Here is a 20732-nt window from a genome sequence, read left to right as displayed (position 1 = left end):
GTTATTCCTGCTTATCTTTCTTTTGTGCCCATACATGTATGTATCGGCCTAACGAGAGGTATGGCTCTTCTCTGCACAGTTGTCTTTCTAGTGCCAACACATCTTCATACTGATAATCGCCCATGTACTCCATATTACCTATGTAGTCACTAAAGCAGCGAATGCCAGATTTGCCACAAATTGAAAAACCAGCGTCTTCAATCCACTGGTAGACCTCTTCAGGTTTTAAGCCTTTTTGTGGCTGCAATTTAAATCTATTGCGATGCGGCATCCCATCTAATACATGCGGAATGTTGCCACACACGACATTCTTATAGACCAAACCATGGTGGTTATAAAACATGATAGATGCCATCCCACCTGGCTTAACCTGCTCTAATACTTTCTCTAGAGCAGGTTTTGGATCAGCTAACCACTCCATGACCGCATGAAACAAGACCACATCCACTTGGGATTCTAGGTGCTGATCAAGCGATTGGACTGGCGAATGAATGAAGCGATACTGCTCAAGCAAGCCATTATTTGCAATATCCTGCTCTGCTAACAGCAGCATTTCAGAAGATAGATCACATAACGCGACATGATGTCCGAGCTTAGCTAGCTTTTGCGACATTTGTGCCAATCCACCACCTGCATCTAGCACATTGAGTTGCTGATTTGCCCCATCAACAGTATTAAGTATCTGTTGAAGATCTTCCCAAACAATGACTTGGCGAATCTCTCCTTTGTCAGAACCGTAAATATTTTTTGCAAATTTGTGGGCAATATCGTCGAAATTGCGGTCTTCAGTCACAGCAGCTTAGGTTATCATGTCTAATCGTGCTGCTATTCTGTCATAAGAAAAGCAGGAATAAAGAGGCTTTCTCTTAAATTATAATCAATTGATGTTTTTTCGGACTATTTAGTATGTTTGAGCTGAAAAAAGTTGTGTCTTCTCTACTTATGCCGCTTCCCGCGATGCTAATCATCGGTCTATTCGGCTTAATGTTGATCATGTTTACTCGTAAACAGAAGACCGGCTGCTTTGTTGTTCTATTCTCTTTCATCGGCATCTTTCTTATCGCTTTTCAACCCGTCTCTTCTCGTTTGTTGATGCCGCTTGAACGCCAATACTCTGCTTTTTTTCCGGTCGACCAATCGATCGATTACGTTATGGTGCTCGGCAGTGGTCATGTTGTGGACGATAAGATCCCACCCACTTCTGAATTAAGCCGAACCGGATTAATGCGTCTTGCCGAAGGTATTCGCATCATGCGTATTTATCCTGGCTCTAAATTGATTTTGTCTGGCTATGCGGGCGGCTCTGAAGTGAGTAATGCACGTATGATGGCGAAAGTGGCTCTCGCCCTTGGCGTCTCTAAATCTGACATTATCCTGTTAGAAACCGCCAAAGACACTTGGGAAGAAGCGAGACAAGCGGCAGCATTCGTTAATACCAAAAAACTGGTTGTGGTGACTTCAGCAAGTCATATGGAGCGTGCCCTAAATGAGTTTCATTCGGCAGGGCTAAAACCCTACCCAGCGCCAACCAATTATTTAGCGCACAGCAACATCTCTCAAGCATGGGAAAAATACACACCGAAAGGGAAATACCTAGAGCAAACTGAACGTTACTGGCATGAAACTCTTGGTAGAATCTGGCAAAAGCTTAGAAATTGGGCGTCAGATTATGAAGAGCAAGCGCTGCAAGCTTCTGAAAGCAAAGTTTGATACCAAGTTGAATAAGATTGGTATAAATCCTAGATAGAAAAATACCGAGGCAAGCCTCGGTATTTTTATGTCTGTTAGCTTGGTGTTTGGGTTTGTTGACCTTAGTCACCGGCAAACATATAGCCTTCGCCATGAACGGTGACAAAAATTTGTGGATTCTTTGGATCGAATTCCATTTTTGCTCGCATGCGACGAATCAACACGTCAATTGTGCGATCGTTTGGTGCATCAACACGGTGGCTGATCATGTTCAAGATACGCTCGCGACTAAGAACTTGATTCGGATAAGAGGATAAAGCCACTAACAGTTCGTATTCTGCTTTAGTCAGCTTAACTGGCTCCCCGTTACGACTCAGAGCACGGCGTTGAACGTCAAACGTCCACTCGCCAAAGCGAACGACATTATCATCTTGCTTCGCTGCGCTGTCAGAGCCTGACGAATTACGTGCAGCAGAAATTCGCCACAGCAAGTTCTTAACTCGAACCAGTAGCTCTCGTAATTCAAAAGGTTTAGTGACATAGTCATCAGCGCCCATTTCGAGGCCAACGATTTTGTCGATGCTGTCCGTGCGTCCTGTTACCAGGATAATTCCAATGTCTGATTGACTGCGAAGTTCGCGAGTTAGCATTAATCCATCTTCACCCGGCAGATTAATATCCAACATCACCAAATCAATCGCGTTGCTTTGTAGCATGTCTCGCATCTGCTCGCCGCTTTCTGCTTCACTGACTTGGTAACCTTCATTCTGAAAGTAGCCAACAAGCTTGCTGCGAGTCACTACGTCGTCTTCTACTACTAGTACATGATAACTCATCTGCACCACTTAATTTACATTGGGAATAGTTCTATCATTTATTCTATTCATAAATAGTAACATTTCTAGTATTTATCACTTTAAAAACGAGAAAGATGATTTTTTATTGATTCAAAACAAAACCTCCGCCTTTGTTAATATATGCTCATAATTCGTCTTTTATTGTCACGTAAGCCATTACCGCTATTCATTTTTATTAGTTACACTAATAGGTAGTTATTTTGGGAGTGATACCTAATGCAAGAAATCAAAGCATTCAATGAGAAACGTGCGGAAATTTATTGGTGGCTTTCAAGCCTTTACGCCAAGGAATTAACGGAAGAGAATCTGGAGCAGTACCATTCAGCTCAAATCCGCTCTTTCCTTACTGGCCTTGGCGAGAATGCCGCTCTTAAACCGTCGATTGATCGTGTCATTGATGCACTTAATCGCTTAATCGATCGCGAAGATGCGCAACTAGAGCTTGCCGCTGACTTTTGTGATCTATTTTTAAAGTCTGACCGCGACTCGGCACTGCCTTATGCTTCAATGTACATTGGAGACACAGGCCTGCTTAACGACAAGCCTGCCAAAGAGATGGAAGCATTAATGCTAGAGCATGGTGTAGCCGTTGATGAAAGCCTAAATGAGCCGGCTGATCACATTGCCATTGAGCTGGATTTTCTCGGTAACCTTATCATTCGCTCTAATGAACTTGAGCAAGAGCGTCATATTGAAGAAGCGCTTATCGAACAAGAGAGCTTCATTCGTCAGCACCTTCTAAGTTGGACACCTAAGTTTTCGGCTAAGTGTCAAACGCTCGATGAATTCGGTTTTTACTCTGCGATCGCTTCTCTCACTGTGGCGTTCTTGGAGTTGGACTGCACATATTTAATCGGCGAATAGAGTCTGACAATGTGAACTGGCACAGGTCAGTTTGACGAAATATGTTTGCCCTAAGTCGGATTGCGGTCTAAAATCGTGACCGCAAACGATAAAAATGAACTATTCAAATACAAACCGCTAAATAAGAGCGGTTTTTGTGTTTCTGATACTTTCTGCCAACTTATTCTAAACTGAATATATTCTCGTGGCAGTCATCGACAGGACAAAATTTATGGCCACTATTAAAGACGTTGCTCGCCTTGCTGGTGTTTCAACAACCACTGTGTCTCACGTGATTAACAAGACACGCTTTGTTGCCGAAGCGACACAAGAAAAAGTGATGGAAGCGGTAACCGAGCTTAACTATGCACCGAGTGCCGTTGCTCGTAGTCTTAAGTGCAACACTACTCGTACAATCGGTATGTTAGTGACGCAATCGACTAACCTATTTTTCTCAGAAGTTATCGACGGCGTAGAAAGCTACTGCTACCGCCAAGGTTACACCTTGATTCTGTGTAATACCGGCGGCATCTATGAGAAGCAACGCGACTACATTCGCATGCTGGCTGAAAAGCGTGTAGATGGCATCCTAGTGATGTGTTCAGATCTGACTGAAGAGCTGAGCGAAATGCTCGACCGCCACAAAGACATTCCAAAAGTAGTAATGGACTGGGGTCCAGAGAGTTCTCAAGCCGATAAGATCATCGATAACTCTGAAGAAGGCGGCTATCTAGCGACAAAATATCTGATCGAGCGCGGTCATACTGACATTGCTTGTTTAAGTGGTCACTTCGAGAAAGCGGCGTGTGTTGAGCGTATTAGTGGCTTTAAGCGCGCAATGGCTGAAGCTGATTTATCAGTAAACGAAGATTGGATTCTTGAAGGCAACTTCGAATGTGATACGGCGGTACTGGCTGCGGATAAAATTGTGGCGATGGATAAAAAGCCAACAGCCGTGTTCTGTTTTAATGACACGATGGCGCTTGGCTTAATGAGCCGTCTACAACAGAAAGGCATTCAAATACCTCAAGACATCTCAGTAATCGGCTACGATAATATTGAACTAGCAGAGTACTTCTCTCCACCTCTAACAACAGTGCACCAACCAAAACGTCGCGTTGGTAAGAATGCCTTCGAAATTCTTCTTGAGCGCATTAAAGATAAAGAGCACGAAAAACGTGTGTTCGAGATGCACCCAGAAATTGTCGAGCGCAATACCGTTCGTAATCTAAATAAATAACCTTAAGTCAGACGCTTAGCTGGTAGTCGTACTATTGGCTAGGCGTATATCTCCCCTCTATTTATTGAACCAACATCACATTTATCCGATACAAACGTGATGTTCTGCGCAGATTTTATTTATTCTTAATGTGTTCGATTAATGCCACGAACAGGGCAAACCATTTCGAAAGGATGGGACGCAAAGCCTCCGGCCTTAAACAATTTATTGTCTGGTAGCGGGGTTGCCGATGGCGAATATGCAAACTGTCATACCGCTTTTACTTGCACTCGTATGACACCTTACTGACAATGTCTCTGCATAATTTTGCTAATCTCTCGGACCTGCATTGGTGGCGTATACTTATACACCGAGAAAACACAGCATGGATAAACCAATACTAAAAGACTCAATGCGTTTATTTGAGCAGTTAGGACATATTAAGTCTCGCTCAATGTTTGGTGGCTTTGGCATTTTTGCTGATGACACTATGTTCGCACTTGTCGTCAACGATAAACTACACGTACGCGCGGACGCGGCTCTCGCTAAACAGTTCAGGTCTCAAGGGCTAGAACCCTATGTTTACAAAAAACGCGGATTCCCCGTCGTGACGAAGTATTTTGCGCTTTGTGATGATTGGGCAGCTGACGCAAATAAAACCTTAAAGATTGCGAACGTCGCCTTAAAAGCAGCAAATCAAGAGAAGCAATGCCAATCGCAAGCGAAACCCAATCGTTTGAAAGATCTGCCTAACTTGCGGCTAGCGACTGAGCGCATGCTCAAGAAAGCTGGTATAGATTCGGTAGAGAATCTGGAACAAGTGGGAGCCGTACATGCGTTTAAAGCCATTCAGACTACACACTCTTCCGATGTAAACATCGAACTTCTCTGGGCTTTAGAAGGTGCCATTAAAGGGACACACTGGTCGGTTATCCCCCAAAGTCGCCGTCAGGAGCTGTTAACTCAAGTCAGCTAACCTAAAAATAAATTTGTTTAAGAAGTCAGCCTTTGTGCTGACTTTTTTATTGGTTTTTATCTGCCATCTTGAAATTTGTGGCTTGCTTTCCCTGTCTTGTCTAGTAACACTAATAATTGATATCCATGAAATATGATGGAGCTGCACAACATGAATAAAAAGATCATCCTAGGAATTGTTTTCGTCGCACTAATTGTTTTACTTGGCGTAAATTTTGGTCAGTATCTCACGCTAGAAAACGCGAAGGCGCAGCAAGCAGAGCTCGCCGCATTTATCGCAGATAACTTTACTATCGCCGCTGCTAGCTATTTTATCGCCTATGTTGCTATCACCGCTTTCTCAATTCCTGGCGCTGCGGTCGTTACCCTTTTAGGCGCCGCTCTATTTGGTTTCTGGACAAGCTTACTGTTGGTCTCTTTCGCCAGCACCATTGGGGCAACACTCGCATTTTTAAGCAGCCGATACTTATTACGTGATTGGGTACAGAGTAAGTTTGGTGACAAGCTCAATGCCATCAATCAAGGCGTTGAAAAAGATGGCGCATTTTATCTGTTCTCATTGCGATTGATTCCAGTATTCCCATTTTTCCTAATCAACTTGTTAATGGGTTTGACTCCCATCGCGACAACTCGATTCTATTTGGTTAGCCAACTAGGTATGTTGCCAGGAACCGCTGTGTACCTAAATGCCGGCACTCAACTCGCTCAAATAGACAGCTTGTCGGGTATCGTCTCTCCTACCGTTTTGGCTTCTTTCGCACTTCTCGGGTTGTTCCCTGTCATTGCAAAATGGATTATGACTAAAATTAAGGCGTCCCCATCAACATCAAACGGAAATGCATAATGAGGATCTATTCCGCATCTACGCCAACTGAAGCTCACATTGTTTGTGAGCTTCTTAAGTCTCAACAGATTGAATGTGAAGTCCGTGGCGAAGGCGTATTTGGGCTCCAAGGGGAAATTCCCTTTGGGGAGAGCAGTGAACCCTATGTGTGGTTACTTAACCCTCATCAAGCTAAGCAAGCGAAGGGGGTTATCAAGCAATTTAACAGTGCGGAAATCGGCAGTAACTGGCTGTGCAACCAATGTGGAGAAGTGAACGAGCCTCAATTTGGCGCATGTTGGCAATGCGGAGAAGCAGCACCTTAACCGATTTTAGGCGCTTCAATTTGCTGCTGAATAAATGAAATTGAATGGTGATTGAACTCTTCTGGTCGCTCGACGTTACATACATGGCCGCAATCGGCGATCTCAAGTAACTTACTTTTACGATGTGCTGCGACCATCTCTTTGACAGGCTGAATAAACATATAGTCTTTCTCACCCATCAAATAGAGCGTCGGGATCGGCAATTCCTTATCTTTAAAATACTTCATCAGTGGGTTAACTTCCGAAGTGAGAATAAACCAGCGCTTAAACTCTTTTTGGCAAAGCTTCTTTGCTTCGCGGATAAACAAGTGCCTTGATTCTCTTTGTGTACGCTGCGGCATCACAATATAAGCGAATAGACTGTACAGCCACATGTAAGGGATGACGTGTTTGCACATGCCACCTAGCCTAACCAATATCTGCGAACGGACGTTAAATCGCGTTACAGCGCCACCTAGCACCATCGACTTGACTCTATCTGTCGCGAGTTCCGCTAGGTTTCGAACAATAATCGTGCCGAGAGACATACCAACAAAATGAGCTGAACGTATCTTTAAGTGATCGAGCACCTTAAGAATGTCCATTGTCACCGCTTGAAACGTATAGCGGTTTGCCATCAACTCTTTGATCAATTGATTAGACTTACCATGACCACGAAGATCAATAAGTAATAGATTAAAGTGCTGTTTATACGCTTTGATTTGCTTAAACCAAATTGAGGAACTTCCCCCTGCGCCATGCACAAAGACTACCCATTCATCACTTGTAGGATGGGTAAAGGTTTTGTGAAATAGCAAGGTGTCACTCATATCGAAAAGGGTTTACTCAGCAATAAAATTGGTTACGGAGAGTACCATAAACATAGGGGGATTTACGTCAATTTACCTCAATTCTTAATTATTCTTTTATTAAAAGTGTAAGTAACCATCAAAAAAGGCGCCCTAAAGACGCCTAGTTTCATATTACTGTTTGCTCAACGCACTGTGATACAAGGATAGGTATTCATCTGCCGATTTATTCCAACAGAAATTCTGCTCCATCGCATACAATTGAACGCGTTTGACTTCATTAGGTTGCTGCGCGTGCAGCAGTAAAGAACGCTGCAACACGTTAAGCAAAGCACTTGGCTTTGGTTCATCAAATACAAAACCCGTTGCATTTTCAGGCTCAGCATCATAATCATTGACACTGTCGCGCAAACCACCAACACCGCGAACAATAGGTAGCGTTCCGTAAGCCATGCTGTAGATTTGATTCAAACCACAAGGCTCAAACTCGGACGGCATAATAAAGAAGTCCGATCCGGCTTCAACCAAATGCGCTAACTCATTGTCATACGCCTCAACAAAAACAAACTTGTCGCTATGCAGCGCTGCAATCTCTTTTAGCTGAGACGCTAGAACAGGGTCACCGGTGCCGACAATCACCACCTGAACCTGATACTTAAGAAAATCACTTAAGATCGGTAATAGATAGTGAACACCTTTTTGGTGTGTTAGACGACAAACCATGCCATAGACTGCAACCTCTTGAGTTTCTAGCCCTACCCTTTGCTGTAACTCTCGCTTACAAGCTTTTTTACCTCTAACCATACTTTGACGAGTCGCCTTGTAGTTCACTGGTAGGTAAGTATCACTTTGAGGATTCCAAGCGCTGTAGTCGCATCCATTAAGTATGCCGACTAAATCGTCTGAGCGCTGTTGAAACTCAGCCGCCATGCCATGGCTGCCAAGTTCTGTTTTTAGCTCTTGAGCGTAAGTTGGACTGACAGCATTGATCTTATCCGCATTCATTACCCCCGCTCTTAGCATCGTAATGTGCGTCGCACTGACTGCCGCATCCGGTGCATAACGCGTGTGCATCTCTGGCAGAGACTGCAGTTCATCGTAACTAAATACCCCTTTAAACACGGCGTTATGTACCGACAATACACTCTTGGTATGAGTGAAAAAATCATGCGAATGATAACGGTGTTTGAGTAGATATGGGACAAACCCAGTATGCCAGTCATTGGCGTGAATAATATCTGCTTTGAATCCAAGTTTCGGTAACATATCTAGGCTAGCCGCACTGAAAAACGCGAAGCGTTCGCCGTTATCGGCATACGCTTGATTATTTTCCGCGTACATCTCTGGCCTATCAAAATACTTCGGACAATCGATGGCATACACAGGCACACCAACGATTTCTAGCTGTTTTACACGATATTCAGTGTGAGGCCAATGCTCTAACTGAGTTTCCAGAACCACTTGGGCTTCATTGATCCCAGCCAATTTTTGGTAGGCGGGTAAAGTAATACGAACATCTTGCTGCAGTGCGAGTAGTGCTTCAGGCAGTGCCTTGGCAACATCAGCCAAGCCACCGCTCTTGATTAACCCTTCAACTTCCGATGCTACAAATAGAATAGATAAATTCTTAGTAGCCAACTCTTGCTCCTTTAGGAATAACAACGATGCCATCTTCCGACACATGGAAGTGCTTTTTATCTTCCGATAGGTTTACACCAATTTGGGTGCCCGGTGCAATATCTGCATCCTTATCAATAATGACACGGCGTAAGACACACCCTTCACCGACTTTAACGTCTCCAAGCAAAATACACTCACTGATGTCACACGCAGACGCAATGTTACTACGGAATCCAAGCACCGACTTCTCAATGCGTGAGCCACGTACATAACTACCATTACAGACCAAGCTATCAATGATCTGCACACGACCATTTACCGAATCGGTAAAGGTTGCCGGAGGTAACGGTGGGTAGAAGGTATGAAGTGGCCACTTACGATTGTACAGTGAAAATGGCGCGTCTTTTTCAAGCAGATCCATATGCGCCTGCCAATAAGCGTCTATCGTACCGACATCACGCCAGTAGACTTCTTCTTTCTCACCAGTAATTCGGTTTGTGCTGAAATCATAAACGAACACGTCACCACGTGGGAACATCTTTGGAATAATGTCTTTACCAAAGTCATGAGAAGAGTCTGGGTTATCAGCATCTTCGATTAATTCTGAAAACAGTGGCTGAGCTTCAAATACATAGTTGCCCATAGAAACAAGCGCATGCTCAGGGTCACCTGGAATCGATTTAGGATTCGCCGGCTTTTCTTCAAAGCCGATCATACGTCCTTCAGCATCAACTTCAATGACACCAAATTGAGAAGCCTCATCTAATGGCATACGTAACGCCGATACTGTCAGAGAGGCCTCTTTTTCTTTATGGAAATCCAGCATCTGCTTGATGTCCATTTTATAGATATGATCCGAGCCAAAAATACACACTTGATCAGGCTCTGCTAACTCCATGAAACGTAGGTTTTGGTAGATTGCATCTGCCGTACCTTCATACCAGCGCTTACCTGTTCGCATCTGTGCAGGGATTGGATCAATGAATCGATCGGTAATGCCACTGATGTTCCAGCCTTTTTTCAGGTGGTGGAAGAGTGATTGGGATTTAAATTGAGTAAGAACGTAAACGCGCATCAAATCAGCATTTACAAAGTTGTTAAGAGCGAAGTCTATAAGACGGTAACTACCGCCAAAAGGAACCGAGGGTTTACTGCGAGATTCTGTAAGAGGACGAAGGCGTGACCCTTCTCCACCAGCAAGGATCATTCCCAAAACACCAGCCATTTAAATTTCTCCATTTTATTTATTGTGTGTGACAAGCCCATTTTTTTAAGGGGTGGACTCATCAATATTTTTTATAGATATGCCAGTCCTATTTGGCATAACATGCAGCAAGAATAACTCTGCCAACGCCTTTTGTGGCGATAGCTAAACGCTACTGTACCTTGTGCAAAAGGTTTATTATAACTTATCGTATTTCAGCAAGATTACAATTTAAAATATGCTGTACTATCGAGCTCACACTTATTACTTTTTAGCCTCCTGCGATAGCTCACAGAATCCTATGTCCAAGACACATCTCTATAACATACCGTATACAATAATGTGACCTTGCTCGCAAAGAGGTACGATGACTTACCATAACAGGCGTATTGAATTGTGAATATTTGACTAAGCGGCGTTTGATTCTTCGTGTATATAGATCGCATCTTTGGTTTCAGATTTCGCTATGTATAAAGAGCTATCAGCCAAAGCTAATGCTTGCTGCATAGTGACATTTGGTTTAATCAACGTCCCACCCACTGACAGTTGATTAATTAAATATGAATGGTTTAAATCTCTAGCTTGAGCTTGTTCGACATACTGTTTTATACGGCAAGCTATCTGTAACAAAATTTTGTTACTATCCGTGCGAACAAGAAGTAAAAACTCACCATCGTCCCATCTCGCCGCTACATCATATTCTCGAATCGCTTTGGTCAAACTCGACGCGACGGCTTTAAGTGCATCCTGATGCTTTTCATTGTCAAACACGCCACCATTAGAAGGGGACAGCCCAGCATCAATCCATATAAGCCCAAATTGGTGTTGCTCACGAGAAGAGCGAGCAAGCTCGGCACGCAGTTCGCGCTCTAATCCTCTTCGATTGTGTAGACCGGTAATGAAGTCGAATATGGCAAGTTTATCTATCTGCTCAGTGCGTGAAGTCACTAACTCCTCCAATCCCGTTCTTGCCGAAGTGAGTTCATGTTCAATCAAATCGACTACCTCATCGAGGTTTTGATTCGTTGACTTAAATCTAGAGAGTTTTCCGAGTCGTTTACTTACTTTTTCAACAGGCAAAATCCAATGATTAACGATACAAAGATAACTCATTAAGGCGCAAAGCAAAGCAACCGCCGTTAACGGTAAATAGAGGCTCGTCGCCACCCAACTAGGAACCATGGCATCAATACTGACAAAGGTCAGCTCGTACCATCCCAAAGCTTCAATGTAGTGAATCGCAACCACCGCTTTTCCTGACTCTTGCTCTACCATCAAAACTTCAGCTTCTTCACCTGATTTTTGACGTTGCATTAACGTTTCTATAGCTGAGTATTCTTCAGCGTTAGAAATGTAGTCGCCTAGTGTGGGTTTCGCATTTTCACTGTCCCTTAGAGGGTAATGAAACTTGTGCGAATCAACTAAGAATTGGATTCTTCGCCCTTCGTCGACGAACAATGTCTTTAAAGCATGTGAATGATGTTCATCGAAGCGTTCAAATAACAAATCGGTGTCAATGCCTGTCCCCACAATACCGAGAAAGCGGTCATCTTCGACAATGCTTTGATTGATCCAAACCCGAGTGAGGTTTAAATGAGCATCACGAGCAATGTTAACGCTTAAGTCGACATCACTATCGCGCTGCTCAAAATACCAGTTGTCTTGAACTGCAGTCGGGTCGAGATAATAGCGAAGAAAGGATTGTTTGCGTACGCTCTGTACATCGTTGTAGTGATAACCGAAGTTTTCATCGAGAACGATGAAGAAGTTTTTTGATTTTAGTTGCCAGCGAAATCGGTCCAGGGTTTCCTCAGCGACAGAGCGGTATACCTCATCATTGCTGTTCCTTCCCCATGAAGTGACATTAGGGTGCTCCGCCAGCTGCCTGACAAGATTCACTTCTTTAATAATCGGCGCGAGCAATGTTTCGGCATCATGGTGAGCGGAGATTTGTGCATACTTCCACAGCAGTTCCTTAACGATACCGTCAACGACTTGCTTGGAGATGCTGTGCGCAGCAAATAGAAAGGTAGCACTGACACAGGCTAAAAAAGTCAGCAGCTTGAGTCTCTGTTTCATGATGTCCTTCCGTGGGTCATCTAAATCAATAGAAGCTACTTACTATATTGTCAAAAATGCAATTGAGAATCTTTACATTCACAATATGTATATGTGAATAATTTTATATGCCTCTCATCAAAATGAAAACGGATGATCATACGGCTCATAAAAAAAGCAGCCTATTTAAGGCTGCTTTTTGTCAGGAGACATATTTATTTTTTCTTGGCTGGCTTTTTACGCTTATCGGTAATTTCCCATTTGCCATCAACATAGAGCGCAGTGTAACCCGAAGGCTTGCCATCCACCTCTGAACGAACGTAGTTCTCTTTCGATTTACGGCTAAAGCGCACTACCATAGGAAGACCATCAGGATCTTGCTGAGGGGCATCCGTTAGGTAATGGAACTTAGGTGAAATGCGGTCTTTAAAGCGCACGAGTTCCTCAACCAAAGGTGCACGAGTTTCGCGCGATTTCGGGAAAGTGCTTGCAGCTAAGAACAAGCCTGATGCACCATCACGAAGAACGAAGTAAGCATCAGAGTTTTCACATGGTAGTTCTGGCAGATGCACAGGATCTTCTTTTGGCGGTGCAACTTCACCGTTTTTGAGGATCTTACGAGTGTTCTTACAATCTTCACTCGTACAGTCCATGTATTTGCCGAAACGACCGTTCTTAAGCACCATGTCACTGCCACACTTGTCACATTCGACAACTGGGCCATCGTAACCTTTAACTTTGTACTCACCGTGTTCAACAATGTAACCTTCACAGTTCGGGTTATTACCACAAACATGCAGTTTACGTTTGTCATCAATTAAGTACGCATCCATCGCCGTTTCGCAGATTGGGCAACGCTTTTTCGCACGTAGAGCAGCAGTCTCAACATCTTCTTCAAGAACGTTGATTACGCCATCCTCATCGCCGAGGTTGATGGTCGTTTTACAACGCTCCTTAGGCGGCAACGCATAGCCTGAACAGCCTAGGAAGACACCTGTTGAGGCAGTACGGATACCCATTTCACGTGAACAGGTCGGACACTCGATATCGGTATAGACGATATGGTTCGGCTTCATGCCGCCCTGTTCTTCGTCTTGTTCCGCTTTCTCTAAATCACCAGTAAAGTCTTTAAAGAAGTCGTCTAGCACACCTTTCCAGTTAGCATCGCCTTCTGCAATTTGGTCTAGCTTTTCTTCCATACGCGAAGTGAACTCGTAGTTCATCAGCTCGTCGAAACTGCCATCTAGGCGGTCTGTTACGATTTCACCCATTTTCTCAGCATAGAAACGACGCTGTTCTACTTTCACATAACCACGATCTTGGATGGTTGAGATGATTGAAGCATAAGTCGAAGGACGGCCAATACCACGCTTTTCCAGCTCTTTAACTAAAGCAGCTTCGGTGAAACGCGCCGGCGGCTTAGTGAAGTGCTGTTTAGGATCAAGACTCACTAAGTCAATCGTATCACCCACTTGCACTGCTGGAAGAATCTGATCTTCGTTTTTACCTAAAGGACGCTGAACACGAGTCCAACCGTCGAACTTAAGGATGCGCCCTTTCGCTTTAAGCGTATACTCAGCCGCTTTTACACTCACTGTGGTTGAGTCATATTTTGCTGGTGTCATCTGACACGCCACAAACTGATTCCAGATCAGTGAGTAAAGTTTGTGAGCATCGGCTTCCATACCGTTTAGATCATCAGCCTTCACTGCCACATCAGATGGACGGATTGCTTCGTGCGCCTCTTGCGCACCTTCTTTGCTGCCGTACACATTCGGTTTCCCCGGAAGGTACGCCTCACCAAATTCACTACCGATAAAGCCACGTACAGCCTCTACCGCTTCCGAACTCAGGTTGGTCGAGTCAGTACGCATATAAGTGATGTAACCCGCTTCATACAGGCGTTGAGCGAGCATCATGGTCTTCTTCACGCCGTAGCCTAGACGCGTACTTGCCGCCTGTTGCAATGTCGACGTGATAAATGGTGCAGATGGCTTACTTGAAGTCGGGCGGTCTTCGCGCTTACAAACTTCGTAACGTGCTTTTTCAAGCACTGCCATCGCTGATTTTGTTTCAGCTTCATTGACTGGCTTAAACGCGACGCCTTCTTTCTGCGCCACCTGCAAACGGAAGTCAGTTTTATCTTGAGTCTTAGTATCTGCGTGGATATCCCAGAACTCTTCTGGAATAAACGCTTTGATTTCACGCTCACGCTCTACTAACAACTTCACCGCGACAGACTGTACACGACCAGCAGATAGGCCTCGTGCCACTTTTTTCCAAAGCAGCGGTGACACCATAAAACCAACCACACGGTCCATAAAACGGCGGGCTTGCTGTGCATTAACACCATCCATGCTCAATTCGCCCGGTTTCTCGAACGCCTGCTGGATGGCATTTTTTGTAATCTCGTTGAATACAACGCGTTTGTATCGCTCTTCATCGCCACCGATGATCTCACGAAGGTGCCAAGCGATAGCCTCTCCCTCGCGATCCAAATCGGTTGCTAGATAAACGCTGTCTGCGTCTTTCGCAAGCTTTTGCAGCTCTGCCACTACTTTCTCTTTGCCTGGCAGAACCTGATAGTTCGCTTCCCAACCATGGTATGGGTCGATACCCATTTTTTTGATTAGTGACTTGCGATCTTTCTCTTTTTTGATTCGTGCTTTTTCTTCAGCACTTAAGCCCTTGGTTGATACCGCAGCAGCTTTCTGACCAGTGCTTTGGCCAGCAGTCGGTAGATCACGTACGTGACCTACACTGGACTTTACAATGAAGTCCTTACCTAAATACTTATTGATGGTCTTCGCTTTGGCTGGCGACTCCACAATAACCAGTGACTTACCCATAATTGACTCAAGTGTCCTTTATCGAGTGCGAAAATATCGCACGACATACTTAATACTTTGCTTCTTTTTTTACTATTGAGCGAGATTACAAGAAGATCAATATCTTTTTTAAATTTCTATCTTGACTGCTCGACAATTCAGCGATGTTTCTACTTCTGATAATCAATTTTGCCATGCTGAACACTTCGTGCTTTTTGCCGAGTGAGAAAACGCCACATACTAAACGGCACAATATCTCTGACGCCAATGAAAGATGATGTTTTTTGCCACCAGTCACAAAACCCACTAACCTAATCGAGCATTAGCTTTTATGCCATTGATCTACCGCAATTGAAATTACGTGCGAACTGCCTACAATTCCACTCATCGCTTCTTTTATATAGAAGACAAATTTAACAAAGGTACTTCCATGAGTGACAAAAAGGCCATCTCTCAGTTTGAATTGTTAATGATCGCCAATCAAATTATCCAAGACCACGAAGATTATCTCGAAGGCATGCGCGCAGAGAGCGTAGAAGAGAAAGATGACGTGTTGGTGTTTAAAGGAAACTACTTCCTCGATGATAACGGCTTACCAACAGCAAAAACGACAGCCGTGTTTAATATGTTTAAGTATCTAGCGCACCATTTATCGAAAGAGTTTACGATTGAAGGATAACTGGATAACTGGATAACTGGATAACTGGATAACTGGATAACTGGATAACTGGATAACTGGATAACTGGATAACTGGATAACTGGATAACTGGATAACTGGATAACTGGAAATTAGCAAGGGTTGGCATATGGTGCCAACCCTTTTTAATTTGGGATGTTTCACTACGGAAAACAGATGCGGGAACGGACTTCGTCCTACCGAAAACTAGAGAACTAGAGAACTAGAGAACTAGAATAGTGAGCAAAAACGTATCACCTACTCTAGTTTTCCAGCAGCGCAGCGATCCTTAGGGCGAAGCCCGTTCCAGTTATCCAAAAGCGCAGCGCCCTCTACGAACTCAACCCTTCCAACTTATCGAAGTAGTCAGGGAAAGTCTTTGAGGTACACTTAGGATCGTTGATGGTCACCGGCGTGTCGCTTAGCGCAACAAGCGAAAAACACATTGCCATGCGGTGATCGTCATAAGTGTCAATCGCAGCGTGGGTAAGTTTGGCTGGCGGGGTGACAATAATGTAATCCTCACCCTCTTCAACTTCTGCACCGACTTTACGTAGCTCGGTCGCCATTGCTGCTAGTCGATCTGTCTCTTTTACACGCCAGTTATATACGTTGCGAATCGCGGTAGTACCTTCTGCAAACAATGCGGTAGTGGCAATCGTCATCGCTGCATCTGGGATGTGGTTAAAGTCCATATCAACCGCTTTGAGCTCACCGACGCGAGAGATTACGTAGTCGTCACCCCATTCGATTTGTGCGCCCATTTTCTCTAGTGCATCAGCAAATTGAATATCACCTTGGATACTCTTTTTACCAATGCCAGTCACTTTAATTTCGCCACCTTTTATCGCTGCTGCCGCTAAGAAGTAAGACGCTGAAGAAGCATCGCCTTCAACTAGGAAATCTCCTGGCGCAACATACGATTGGCCTTTACGAACCACGAACTCTTGGTAGTCATTGTTTTCTACTTCTACACCAAACTGAGCCATGATATGCAGCGTGATATCAATGTATGGTTTCGAAACCAGTTCACCGATAATCTTAATCGTCACATCATCTTGCGCGAGTGGCGCTGACATTAGAAACGCCGTTAAAAACTGACTTGAGATAGAACCGTCGATTTCAACAGTACCGCCTTTGAGGCCTGTACCTAAAATCTTGAGTGGTGGGTAATCTTCGTTTTCAAGGTATTCAACCTCAGCACCTGCTTGACGCAGCGCATTGACTAGGTGACCAATTGGGCGCTCTTTCATGCGTGGTTCACCCGTCAGAACATATTCACCACCACCTAAACATAAAGCGGCAGCAAGTGGGCGCATCGCAGTACCTGCGTTACCCAAAAAGAGCTCTAACGCCTGTGGCGCATCAAATGGCTTTCCTAGGCCTTCAACTTCACATACTGTTTTATCTTCAGACAATGAATAAGACACACCAAGTTGAGTCAGTGCATTCAGCATATGACGGATGTCGTCACTGTCGAGTAGGTTAGTGAGTCGAGTTTTCCCACTTGCTAGTGCTGCAAGAAGTAAAGCTCGGTTAGAAACACTTTTTGATCCAGGTAAGTTGACCTCACCATTGACTTTGTTGATAGGTTGTAACGTAAGGCTTTCCATTAAAATTGATATTCCTTGCTCACCCCGCCTTCCTAAGCGGGACGATGAAAAATTCTTCGTACTTGCAGCCTATCTAAATTCCCTGTGTAAAACCAGACCCAAATCACGAATAGCACTGAATAATTATCTCACCTAACCGCTGGTAACAAACCCTATCAATATTCCTTATCGACACGAACTCCATCATCGAAATAGAGAATACGAACTTTGTCCCCTCGCTCAAATAACATGGTGTTATCGACATCTTGGATAACGTCAATCAGCTTACCCTTATCCGTTTCAATCAGTATTTCTACCAACTTATACTCCACTGAGTATTCTTGATTGGCTTGGCTTCGCGCGATACCTGCCCCTGCAACCGCTCCAACTGCTGTCGCCACTTCTTTACCGCTGCCTCCACCAAACTGGTTGCCAACTAAACCACCCACAACGGCACCTAACAACGTTTCCCATCCAGAGCCTTTCGATTTAACAATATCTTGCTGGGTGATGTATCTCACTGTCTCTACCTGACCAAACACCACTTCGTTGACTGGGCGAGCCGTATTTCTTTGGTAGGCTGCATTGGCAATCAAGGGAAAAACCAATATGATCCAAAGTAACTTCTTCATTTTCTTTCCTCATTTCATTCATGGCGATTTATCTCACTGAACTTGATCCCGACAAACTTTGGTTTCCCTCCACCTTTGATGCGTTATCTGACCCCAATGGTTTACTCGCCTTTGGTGGTGACCTCAGTGCAGAAAGGCTAATACTCGCCTATCAAAATGGCATCTTCCCGTGGTATGGACCCGGTGAGCCAATTCTTTGGTGGAGTCCATCGCCACGTGCTGTCTTTGATCCTAAGACATTTCAACCGGCCAAAAGTCTCAAAAAATTTCAAAGAAAGCTGGCTTACCGCGTGACAATTAATCATGCGACTGAACACGTCATCGACTACTGCGCCTCGACCCGAAGCAAAGAAGAGACATGGCTTAATCAAGAAATGCGCAGTGCCTACAAAACGTTGGCTCAACAAGGAAGTTGCCACTCAGTTGAGGTTTGGCGAGGAGATGAATTGGTCGGTGGTTTATATGGAATCTCAATTGGGCAAGTTTTTTGCGGTGAGTCGATGTTTAGTTTGGAAACTAACGCATCTAAGATCGCACTATGGTATTTTTGCCGCCATTTTGAACAGCATAACGGTCAGTTAATTGACTGTCAGGTGTTGAATCCTCACTTGGCGTCGCTTGGTGCAATTGAACTCGATCGTGAAGAATTCACCCAAAGACTGCTATCCTATAATAATGAACCTCTACTGAAGAACTGTTTCTCAAAACAGCAAATAACCTGTGAATCATGGGGAGAACAATGAGTTCGGATCTGCAACAAATACGCATAGGATTAACCGATTGCCACCCTTGTAGCTATCTGGCAGATAGACAAGAGCGCGTCGCTGTCGCGCTCGATCCGACTATGCATTGTGGTTCGAGCTATGAGGTGTTACTTGCCAATGGATTCAGGCGCAGTGGTGATACCATCTATAAACCGCACTGTGACCTTTGCAGCGCGTGCCAAGCTATTCGAGTGTCTATCCCTGATTTTGTTACATCTCGCAACCAGAAACGACTGTTGAACAAAGCAAAAGCTTTCTCTTGGCAGCTTAAAGAGCAGATGGATGAAAACTGGTTTGAGCTCTATTCTCGTTACATTGAAACAAGACACCGCAACGGGACTATGTACCCACCAAAACAAAAAGAGTTCGCCAGTTTTTCTCAATGTGCCTGGCTCAATACGCAATTTTTGCATATCTACGACCAAGACAAAATTATTGCCATTGCAGTCACCGACATTCTTTCCAACAGCGTGAGTGCTTTCTACACCTATTTTGACCCTGACTATGCGCTTTCTCTGGGTACACTGGCGGTATTATTTCAAATCCAATACTGCCAAGAGCAAGGTAAACAATGGCTTTACCTAGGCTATCAAATCGATGAATGCCCTGCGATGAACTATAAAGTCCGATTTCAACGTCATCAAAGGCTAGTAAATCAGCGTTGGCAAGGGTAGAATACGCCCCAACTTTACTTAATTCATTTTTATCGGCATTATGCGCCGGTTGAAATCGTCCATTTTTAAAAGAGGATTAAATGGCTAAAGAAGACGTAATTGAGATGCAAGGCACTGTCCTTGATACTCTACCAAACACAATGTTCCGTGTTGAGCTAGAAAACGGTCACGTAGTTACTGCTCACATCTCTGGTAAAATGCGTAAGAACTACATCCGTATTCTTACTGGTGACAAAGTAACTGTAGAGATGACTCCATACGATCTATCAAAAGGTCGCATCGTCTTCCGTGCTCGTTAATCTCTGACTGCCTAGCGCATTCCGAATTATTCGAATACAGACAAAAAAGCGAAGCTCATGGCTTCGCTTTTTTGTTTCCATTATTAGCTTCGCCTAAATCGGTGTGACTACACAAGCCGCGCACCCAGATCCGTCAATTGTTGAGACGTATCCAATACAAGCGCATGCGTGTTTCGTAACACCAATTAAGGCTATTTAGCTAGCAAATCCGCCAACTACTTGCCTAATGCCTCTTTGTAATGCTCGCGACAAACGGATACATAGCGGTCATTGCCACCAATCGCGACTTGGTCACCCTCTTTAATCGCCACACCGTGTTCGTCTGTGCGAATCACCATGTTGGCTTTACGTCCGCAGTGACAAATGGTTTTTAGCTCGATCAATTTATCGGCCCAAGACAGTAGGTACTTGCTCCCTTCAAACAACTCACCGAGAAAGTCTGTGCGCAAGCCGTAACAAAGAACAGGAATATGCAGTTTATCTACGACTTCGGTCAATTGGTACACTTGCTCTTTACTCAGGAACTGGCACTCATCAACCAAAATACAGTGGCGTTTTTCAACTTCATTTAACGCTGAGATCTCTTGATACAGATTAGTCTCGGCATTGAATAGCTGAGCATCTGACTGCAAACCAATACGCGAGCTAACTTTACCAATTCCGTAACGGTCATCTAAGGCGGCGGTGAAAATCACTGGGGTCATGCCGCGTTCTTGATAGTTAAAAGAAGACTGAAGAAGAGTGGTTGATTTACCCGCATTCATTGCTGAGTAATAGAAGTACATCTGTGCCACTGTTTGTTACCCGTATAAAAATAATAAAATTTAAAGAAAAGGGCTGAATTAACAGCCCTTCAATATTTGT

Annotated in this window: 20 protein-coding genes and 1 riboswitch; of the genes, 10 read left to right on the top strand and 10 right to left on the bottom strand. The window is 44.2% G+C overall.

Translation table 11 applies throughout. The features are described from left to right. Nucleotide 1: 1 nt before the first annotated feature. Entirely contained in the window at nucleotides 2–793 is a 792-nt protein-coding gene (cmoM, locus tag AC6R16_RS11495) for a tRNA uridine 5-oxyacetic acid(34) methyltransferase CmoM (protein WP_500674432.1), read from the bottom strand. A gap of 113 nt (nucleotides 794–906) precedes the next feature. Here cmoM and elyC point away from each other — a divergent pair, with 113 nt between their 5' ends. Continuing rightward, nucleotides 907–1710, top strand: a complete 804-nt coding sequence (elyC, locus tag AC6R16_RS11490; RefSeq protein ID WP_069665912.1) for an envelope biogenesis factor ElyC — start codon at nucleotides 907–909, stop codon at nucleotides 1708–1710. 101 nt (nucleotides 1711–1811) lie between these two features. On the opposite strand, the gene torR is transcribed toward elyC, so the two are convergent. Beyond that, nucleotides 1812–2525, bottom strand: a complete 714-nt coding sequence (torR, locus tag AC6R16_RS11485; RefSeq protein ID WP_004744334.1) for a two-component system response regulator TorR — start codon at nucleotides 2523–2525, stop codon at nucleotides 1812–1814. A 237-nt stretch (nucleotides 2526–2762) separates the two neighbouring features. Between torR and torD the strand changes: the two genes are divergently transcribed. The 5 genes from torD to AC6R16_RS11460 all read left to right on the top strand — a co-directional run bounded on the left by torD (nucleotide 2763) and on the right by AC6R16_RS11460 (nucleotide 6732). Next, entirely contained in the window at nucleotides 2763–3410 is a 648-nt protein-coding gene (gene torD, locus AC6R16_RS11480; RefSeq protein ID WP_500640818.1) for a molecular chaperone TorD, read from the top strand. A gap of 211 nt (nucleotides 3411–3621) precedes the next feature. Then, on the top strand, nucleotides 3622–4629 hold the full coding sequence (gene purR / locus AC6R16_RS11475; RefSeq protein ID WP_500674431.1) for an HTH-type transcriptional repressor PurR: 1008 nt from the start codon (nucleotides 3622–3624) through the stop codon (nucleotides 4627–4629). Between the two features lie 144 nt (nucleotides 4630–4773). Then, nucleotides 4774–4860: riboswitch (cyclic di-GMP riboswitch) on the top strand. A gap of 133 nt (nucleotides 4861–4993) precedes the next feature. Next, nucleotides 4994–5584 (top strand): TfoX/Sxy family DNA transformation protein, encoded by a 591-nt coding sequence (locus AC6R16_RS11470; RefSeq protein WP_500640820.1) that lies wholly within the window; start codon nucleotides 4994–4996, stop codon nucleotides 5582–5584. A gap of 150 nt (nucleotides 5585–5734) precedes the next feature. Beyond that, entirely contained in the window at nucleotides 5735–6427 is a 693-nt protein-coding gene (locus AC6R16_RS11465) for a TVP38/TMEM64 family protein (RefSeq protein ID WP_500674430.1), read from the top strand. Beyond that, the gene (locus tag AC6R16_RS11460) at nucleotides 6427–6732 is read left to right on the top strand and encodes a putative signal transducing protein (RefSeq protein ID WP_500674429.1); all 306 of its coding nucleotides are present in this window, start codon (nucleotides 6427–6429) and stop codon (nucleotides 6730–6732) included. Before AC6R16_RS11465 ends, AC6R16_RS11460 begins: the two co-directional genes overlap by 1 nt. Here AC6R16_RS11460 and AC6R16_RS11455 read toward each other — a convergent pair. The 5 genes from AC6R16_RS11455 to topA all read right to left on the bottom strand — a co-directional run bounded on the left by AC6R16_RS11455 (nucleotide 6729) and on the right by topA (nucleotide 15251). Then, nucleotides 6729–7541 carry an alpha/beta fold hydrolase gene (locus AC6R16_RS11455; protein WP_500674428.1) on the bottom strand — a complete coding sequence of 271 codons (813 nt, stop codon included), beginning with the start codon at nucleotides 7539–7541 and terminating at the stop codon, nucleotides 6729–6731. The two genes, AC6R16_RS11460 and AC6R16_RS11455, sit on opposite strands and share 4 nt — an antisense overlap. A 153-nt stretch (nucleotides 7542–7694) precedes the next feature. Continuing rightward, on the bottom strand, nucleotides 7695–9158 hold the full coding sequence (gene glgA, locus AC6R16_RS11450) for a glycogen synthase GlgA (RefSeq protein WP_500674427.1): 1464 nt from the start codon (nucleotides 9156–9158) through the stop codon (nucleotides 7695–7697). Then, entirely contained in the window at nucleotides 9148–10365 is a 1218-nt protein-coding gene (gene glgC, locus AC6R16_RS11445; RefSeq protein ID WP_500640825.1) for a glucose-1-phosphate adenylyltransferase, read from the bottom strand. Before glgC ends, glgA begins: the two co-directional genes overlap by 11 nt. Before the next feature lie 387 nt (nucleotides 10366–10752). Next, nucleotides 10753–12423: a GGDEF domain-containing protein gene (locus AC6R16_RS11440; RefSeq protein WP_500674426.1), complete on the bottom strand. Its 1671-nt coding sequence runs from the start codon at nucleotides 12421–12423 to the stop codon at nucleotides 10753–10755. Nucleotides 12424–12617: 194 nt separating this feature from the next. Then, nucleotides 12618–15251, bottom strand: coding sequence for a type I DNA topoisomerase (gene topA, locus AC6R16_RS11435; protein WP_500674425.1), 2634 nt, complete (start codon nucleotides 15249–15251; stop codon nucleotides 12618–12620). 409 nt (nucleotides 15252–15660) lie between these two features. On the opposite strand from topA, the gene AC6R16_RS11430 reads away from it, so the two are divergent. Further along, nucleotides 15661–15909 (top strand): YciN family protein, encoded by a 249-nt coding sequence (locus tag AC6R16_RS11430; RefSeq protein ID WP_004744345.1) that lies wholly within the window; start codon nucleotides 15661–15663, stop codon nucleotides 15907–15909. 330 nt (nucleotides 15910–16239) lie between these two features. Here AC6R16_RS11430 and aroA read toward each other — a convergent pair whose 3' ends face one another. Together aroA and AC6R16_RS11420 are read right to left on the bottom strand one after the other, a co-directional pair. Continuing rightward, nucleotides 16240–17520: a 3-phosphoshikimate 1-carboxyvinyltransferase gene (gene aroA, locus AC6R16_RS11425; RefSeq protein ID WP_004744346.1), complete on the bottom strand. Its 1281-nt coding sequence runs from the start codon at nucleotides 17518–17520 to the stop codon at nucleotides 16240–16242. Nucleotides 17521–17675: 155 nt separating this feature from the next. Then, nucleotides 17676–18131: an outer membrane lipoprotein gene (locus tag AC6R16_RS11420; RefSeq protein ID WP_500674424.1), complete on the bottom strand. Its 456-nt coding sequence runs from the start codon at nucleotides 18129–18131 to the stop codon at nucleotides 17676–17678. A 20-nt stretch (nucleotides 18132–18151) separates the two neighbouring features. Here AC6R16_RS11420 and aat point away from each other — a divergent pair, with 20 nt between their 5' ends. The 3 genes from aat to infA all read left to right on the top strand — a co-directional run bounded on the left by aat (nucleotide 18152) and on the right by infA (nucleotide 19868). Then, the gene (aat, locus tag AC6R16_RS11415; protein ID WP_500674423.1) at nucleotides 18152–18874 is read left to right on the top strand and encodes a leucyl/phenylalanyl-tRNA--protein transferase; all 723 of its coding nucleotides are present in this window, start codon (nucleotides 18152–18154) and stop codon (nucleotides 18872–18874) included. After that, nucleotides 18871–19569, top strand: coding sequence for an arginyltransferase (locus tag AC6R16_RS11410; protein ID WP_500674422.1), 699 nt, complete (start codon nucleotides 18871–18873; stop codon nucleotides 19567–19569). Before aat ends, AC6R16_RS11410 begins: the two co-directional genes overlap by 4 nt. An 80-nt stretch (nucleotides 19570–19649) precedes the next feature. Continuing rightward, on the top strand, nucleotides 19650–19868 hold the full coding sequence (gene infA, locus AC6R16_RS11405; protein ID WP_001040192.1) for a translation initiation factor IF-1: 219 nt from the start codon (nucleotides 19650–19652) through the stop codon (nucleotides 19866–19868). A gap of 215 nt (nucleotides 19869–20083) precedes the next feature. On the opposite strand, the gene AC6R16_RS11400 is transcribed toward infA, so the two are convergent. Continuing rightward, entirely contained in the window at nucleotides 20084–20662 is a 579-nt protein-coding gene (locus tag AC6R16_RS11400) for a thymidine kinase (protein WP_500674421.1), read from the bottom strand. Nucleotides 20663–20732 lie beyond the last annotated feature (70 nt).

This window comes from Vibrio sp. R10-SG3-ISO10, from assembly GCF_059834185.1.
Note: the sequence above shows the minus strand (reverse complement) of the source record. Positions and strands in the feature narration are given on the sequence as shown.

Excerpts from the sequence above, each read along its gene's own strand:
- elyC (WP_069665912.1), top strand. The coding sequence starts at position 907 with ATGTTTGAGCTGAAAAAAGTTGTGTCTTCTCTACTTATGCCGCTTCCC.
- torR (WP_004744334.1), bottom strand. The coding sequence starts at position 2,525 with ATGAGTTATCATGTACTAGTAGTAGAAGACGACGTAGTGACTCGCAGC.
- torD (WP_500640818.1), top strand. The coding sequence starts at position 2,763 with ATGCAAGAAATCAAAGCATTCAATGAGAAACGTGCGGAAATTTATTGG.
- purR (WP_500674431.1), top strand. The coding sequence starts at position 3,622 with ATGGCCACTATTAAAGACGTTGCTCGCCTTGCTGGTGTTTCAACAACC.
- AC6R16_RS11470 (WP_500640820.1), top strand. The coding sequence starts at position 4,994 with ATGGATAAACCAATACTAAAAGACTCAATGCGTTTATTTGAGCAGTTA.
- AC6R16_RS11465 (WP_500674430.1), top strand. The coding sequence starts at position 5,735 with ATGAATAAAAAGATCATCCTAGGAATTGTTTTCGTCGCACTAATTGTT.
- AC6R16_RS11460 (WP_500674429.1), top strand. The coding sequence starts at position 6,427 with ATGAGGATCTATTCCGCATCTACGCCAACTGAAGCTCACATTGTTTGT.
- AC6R16_RS11455 (WP_500674428.1), bottom strand. The coding sequence starts at position 7,541 with ATGAGTGACACCTTGCTATTTCACAAAACCTTTACCCATCCTACAAGT.
- glgC (WP_500640825.1), bottom strand. The coding sequence starts at position 10,365 with ATGGCTGGTGTTTTGGGAATGATCCTTGCTGGTGGAGAAGGGTCACGC.
- AC6R16_RS11440 (WP_500674426.1), bottom strand. The coding sequence starts at position 12,423 with ATGAAACAGAGACTCAAGCTGCTGACTTTTTTAGCCTGTGTCAGTGCT.
- topA (WP_500674425.1), bottom strand. The coding sequence starts at position 15,251 with ATGGGTAAGTCACTGGTTATTGTGGAGTCGCCAGCCAAAGCGAAGACC.
- AC6R16_RS11430 (WP_004744345.1), top strand. The coding sequence starts at position 15,661 with ATGAGTGACAAAAAGGCCATCTCTCAGTTTGAATTGTTAATGATCGCC.
- aroA (WP_004744346.1), bottom strand. The coding sequence starts at position 17,520 with ATGGAAAGCCTTACGTTACAACCTATCAACAAAGTCAATGGTGAGGTC.
- AC6R16_RS11420 (WP_500674424.1), bottom strand. The coding sequence starts at position 18,131 with ATGAAGAAGTTACTTTGGATCATATTGGTTTTTCCCTTGATTGCCAAT.
- aat (WP_500674423.1), top strand. The coding sequence starts at position 18,152 with ATGGCGATTTATCTCACTGAACTTGATCCCGACAAACTTTGGTTTCCC.
- AC6R16_RS11410 (WP_500674422.1), top strand. The coding sequence starts at position 18,871 with ATGAGTTCGGATCTGCAACAAATACGCATAGGATTAACCGATTGCCAC.
- infA (WP_001040192.1), top strand. The coding sequence starts at position 19,650 with ATGGCTAAAGAAGACGTAATTGAGATGCAAGGCACTGTCCTTGATACT.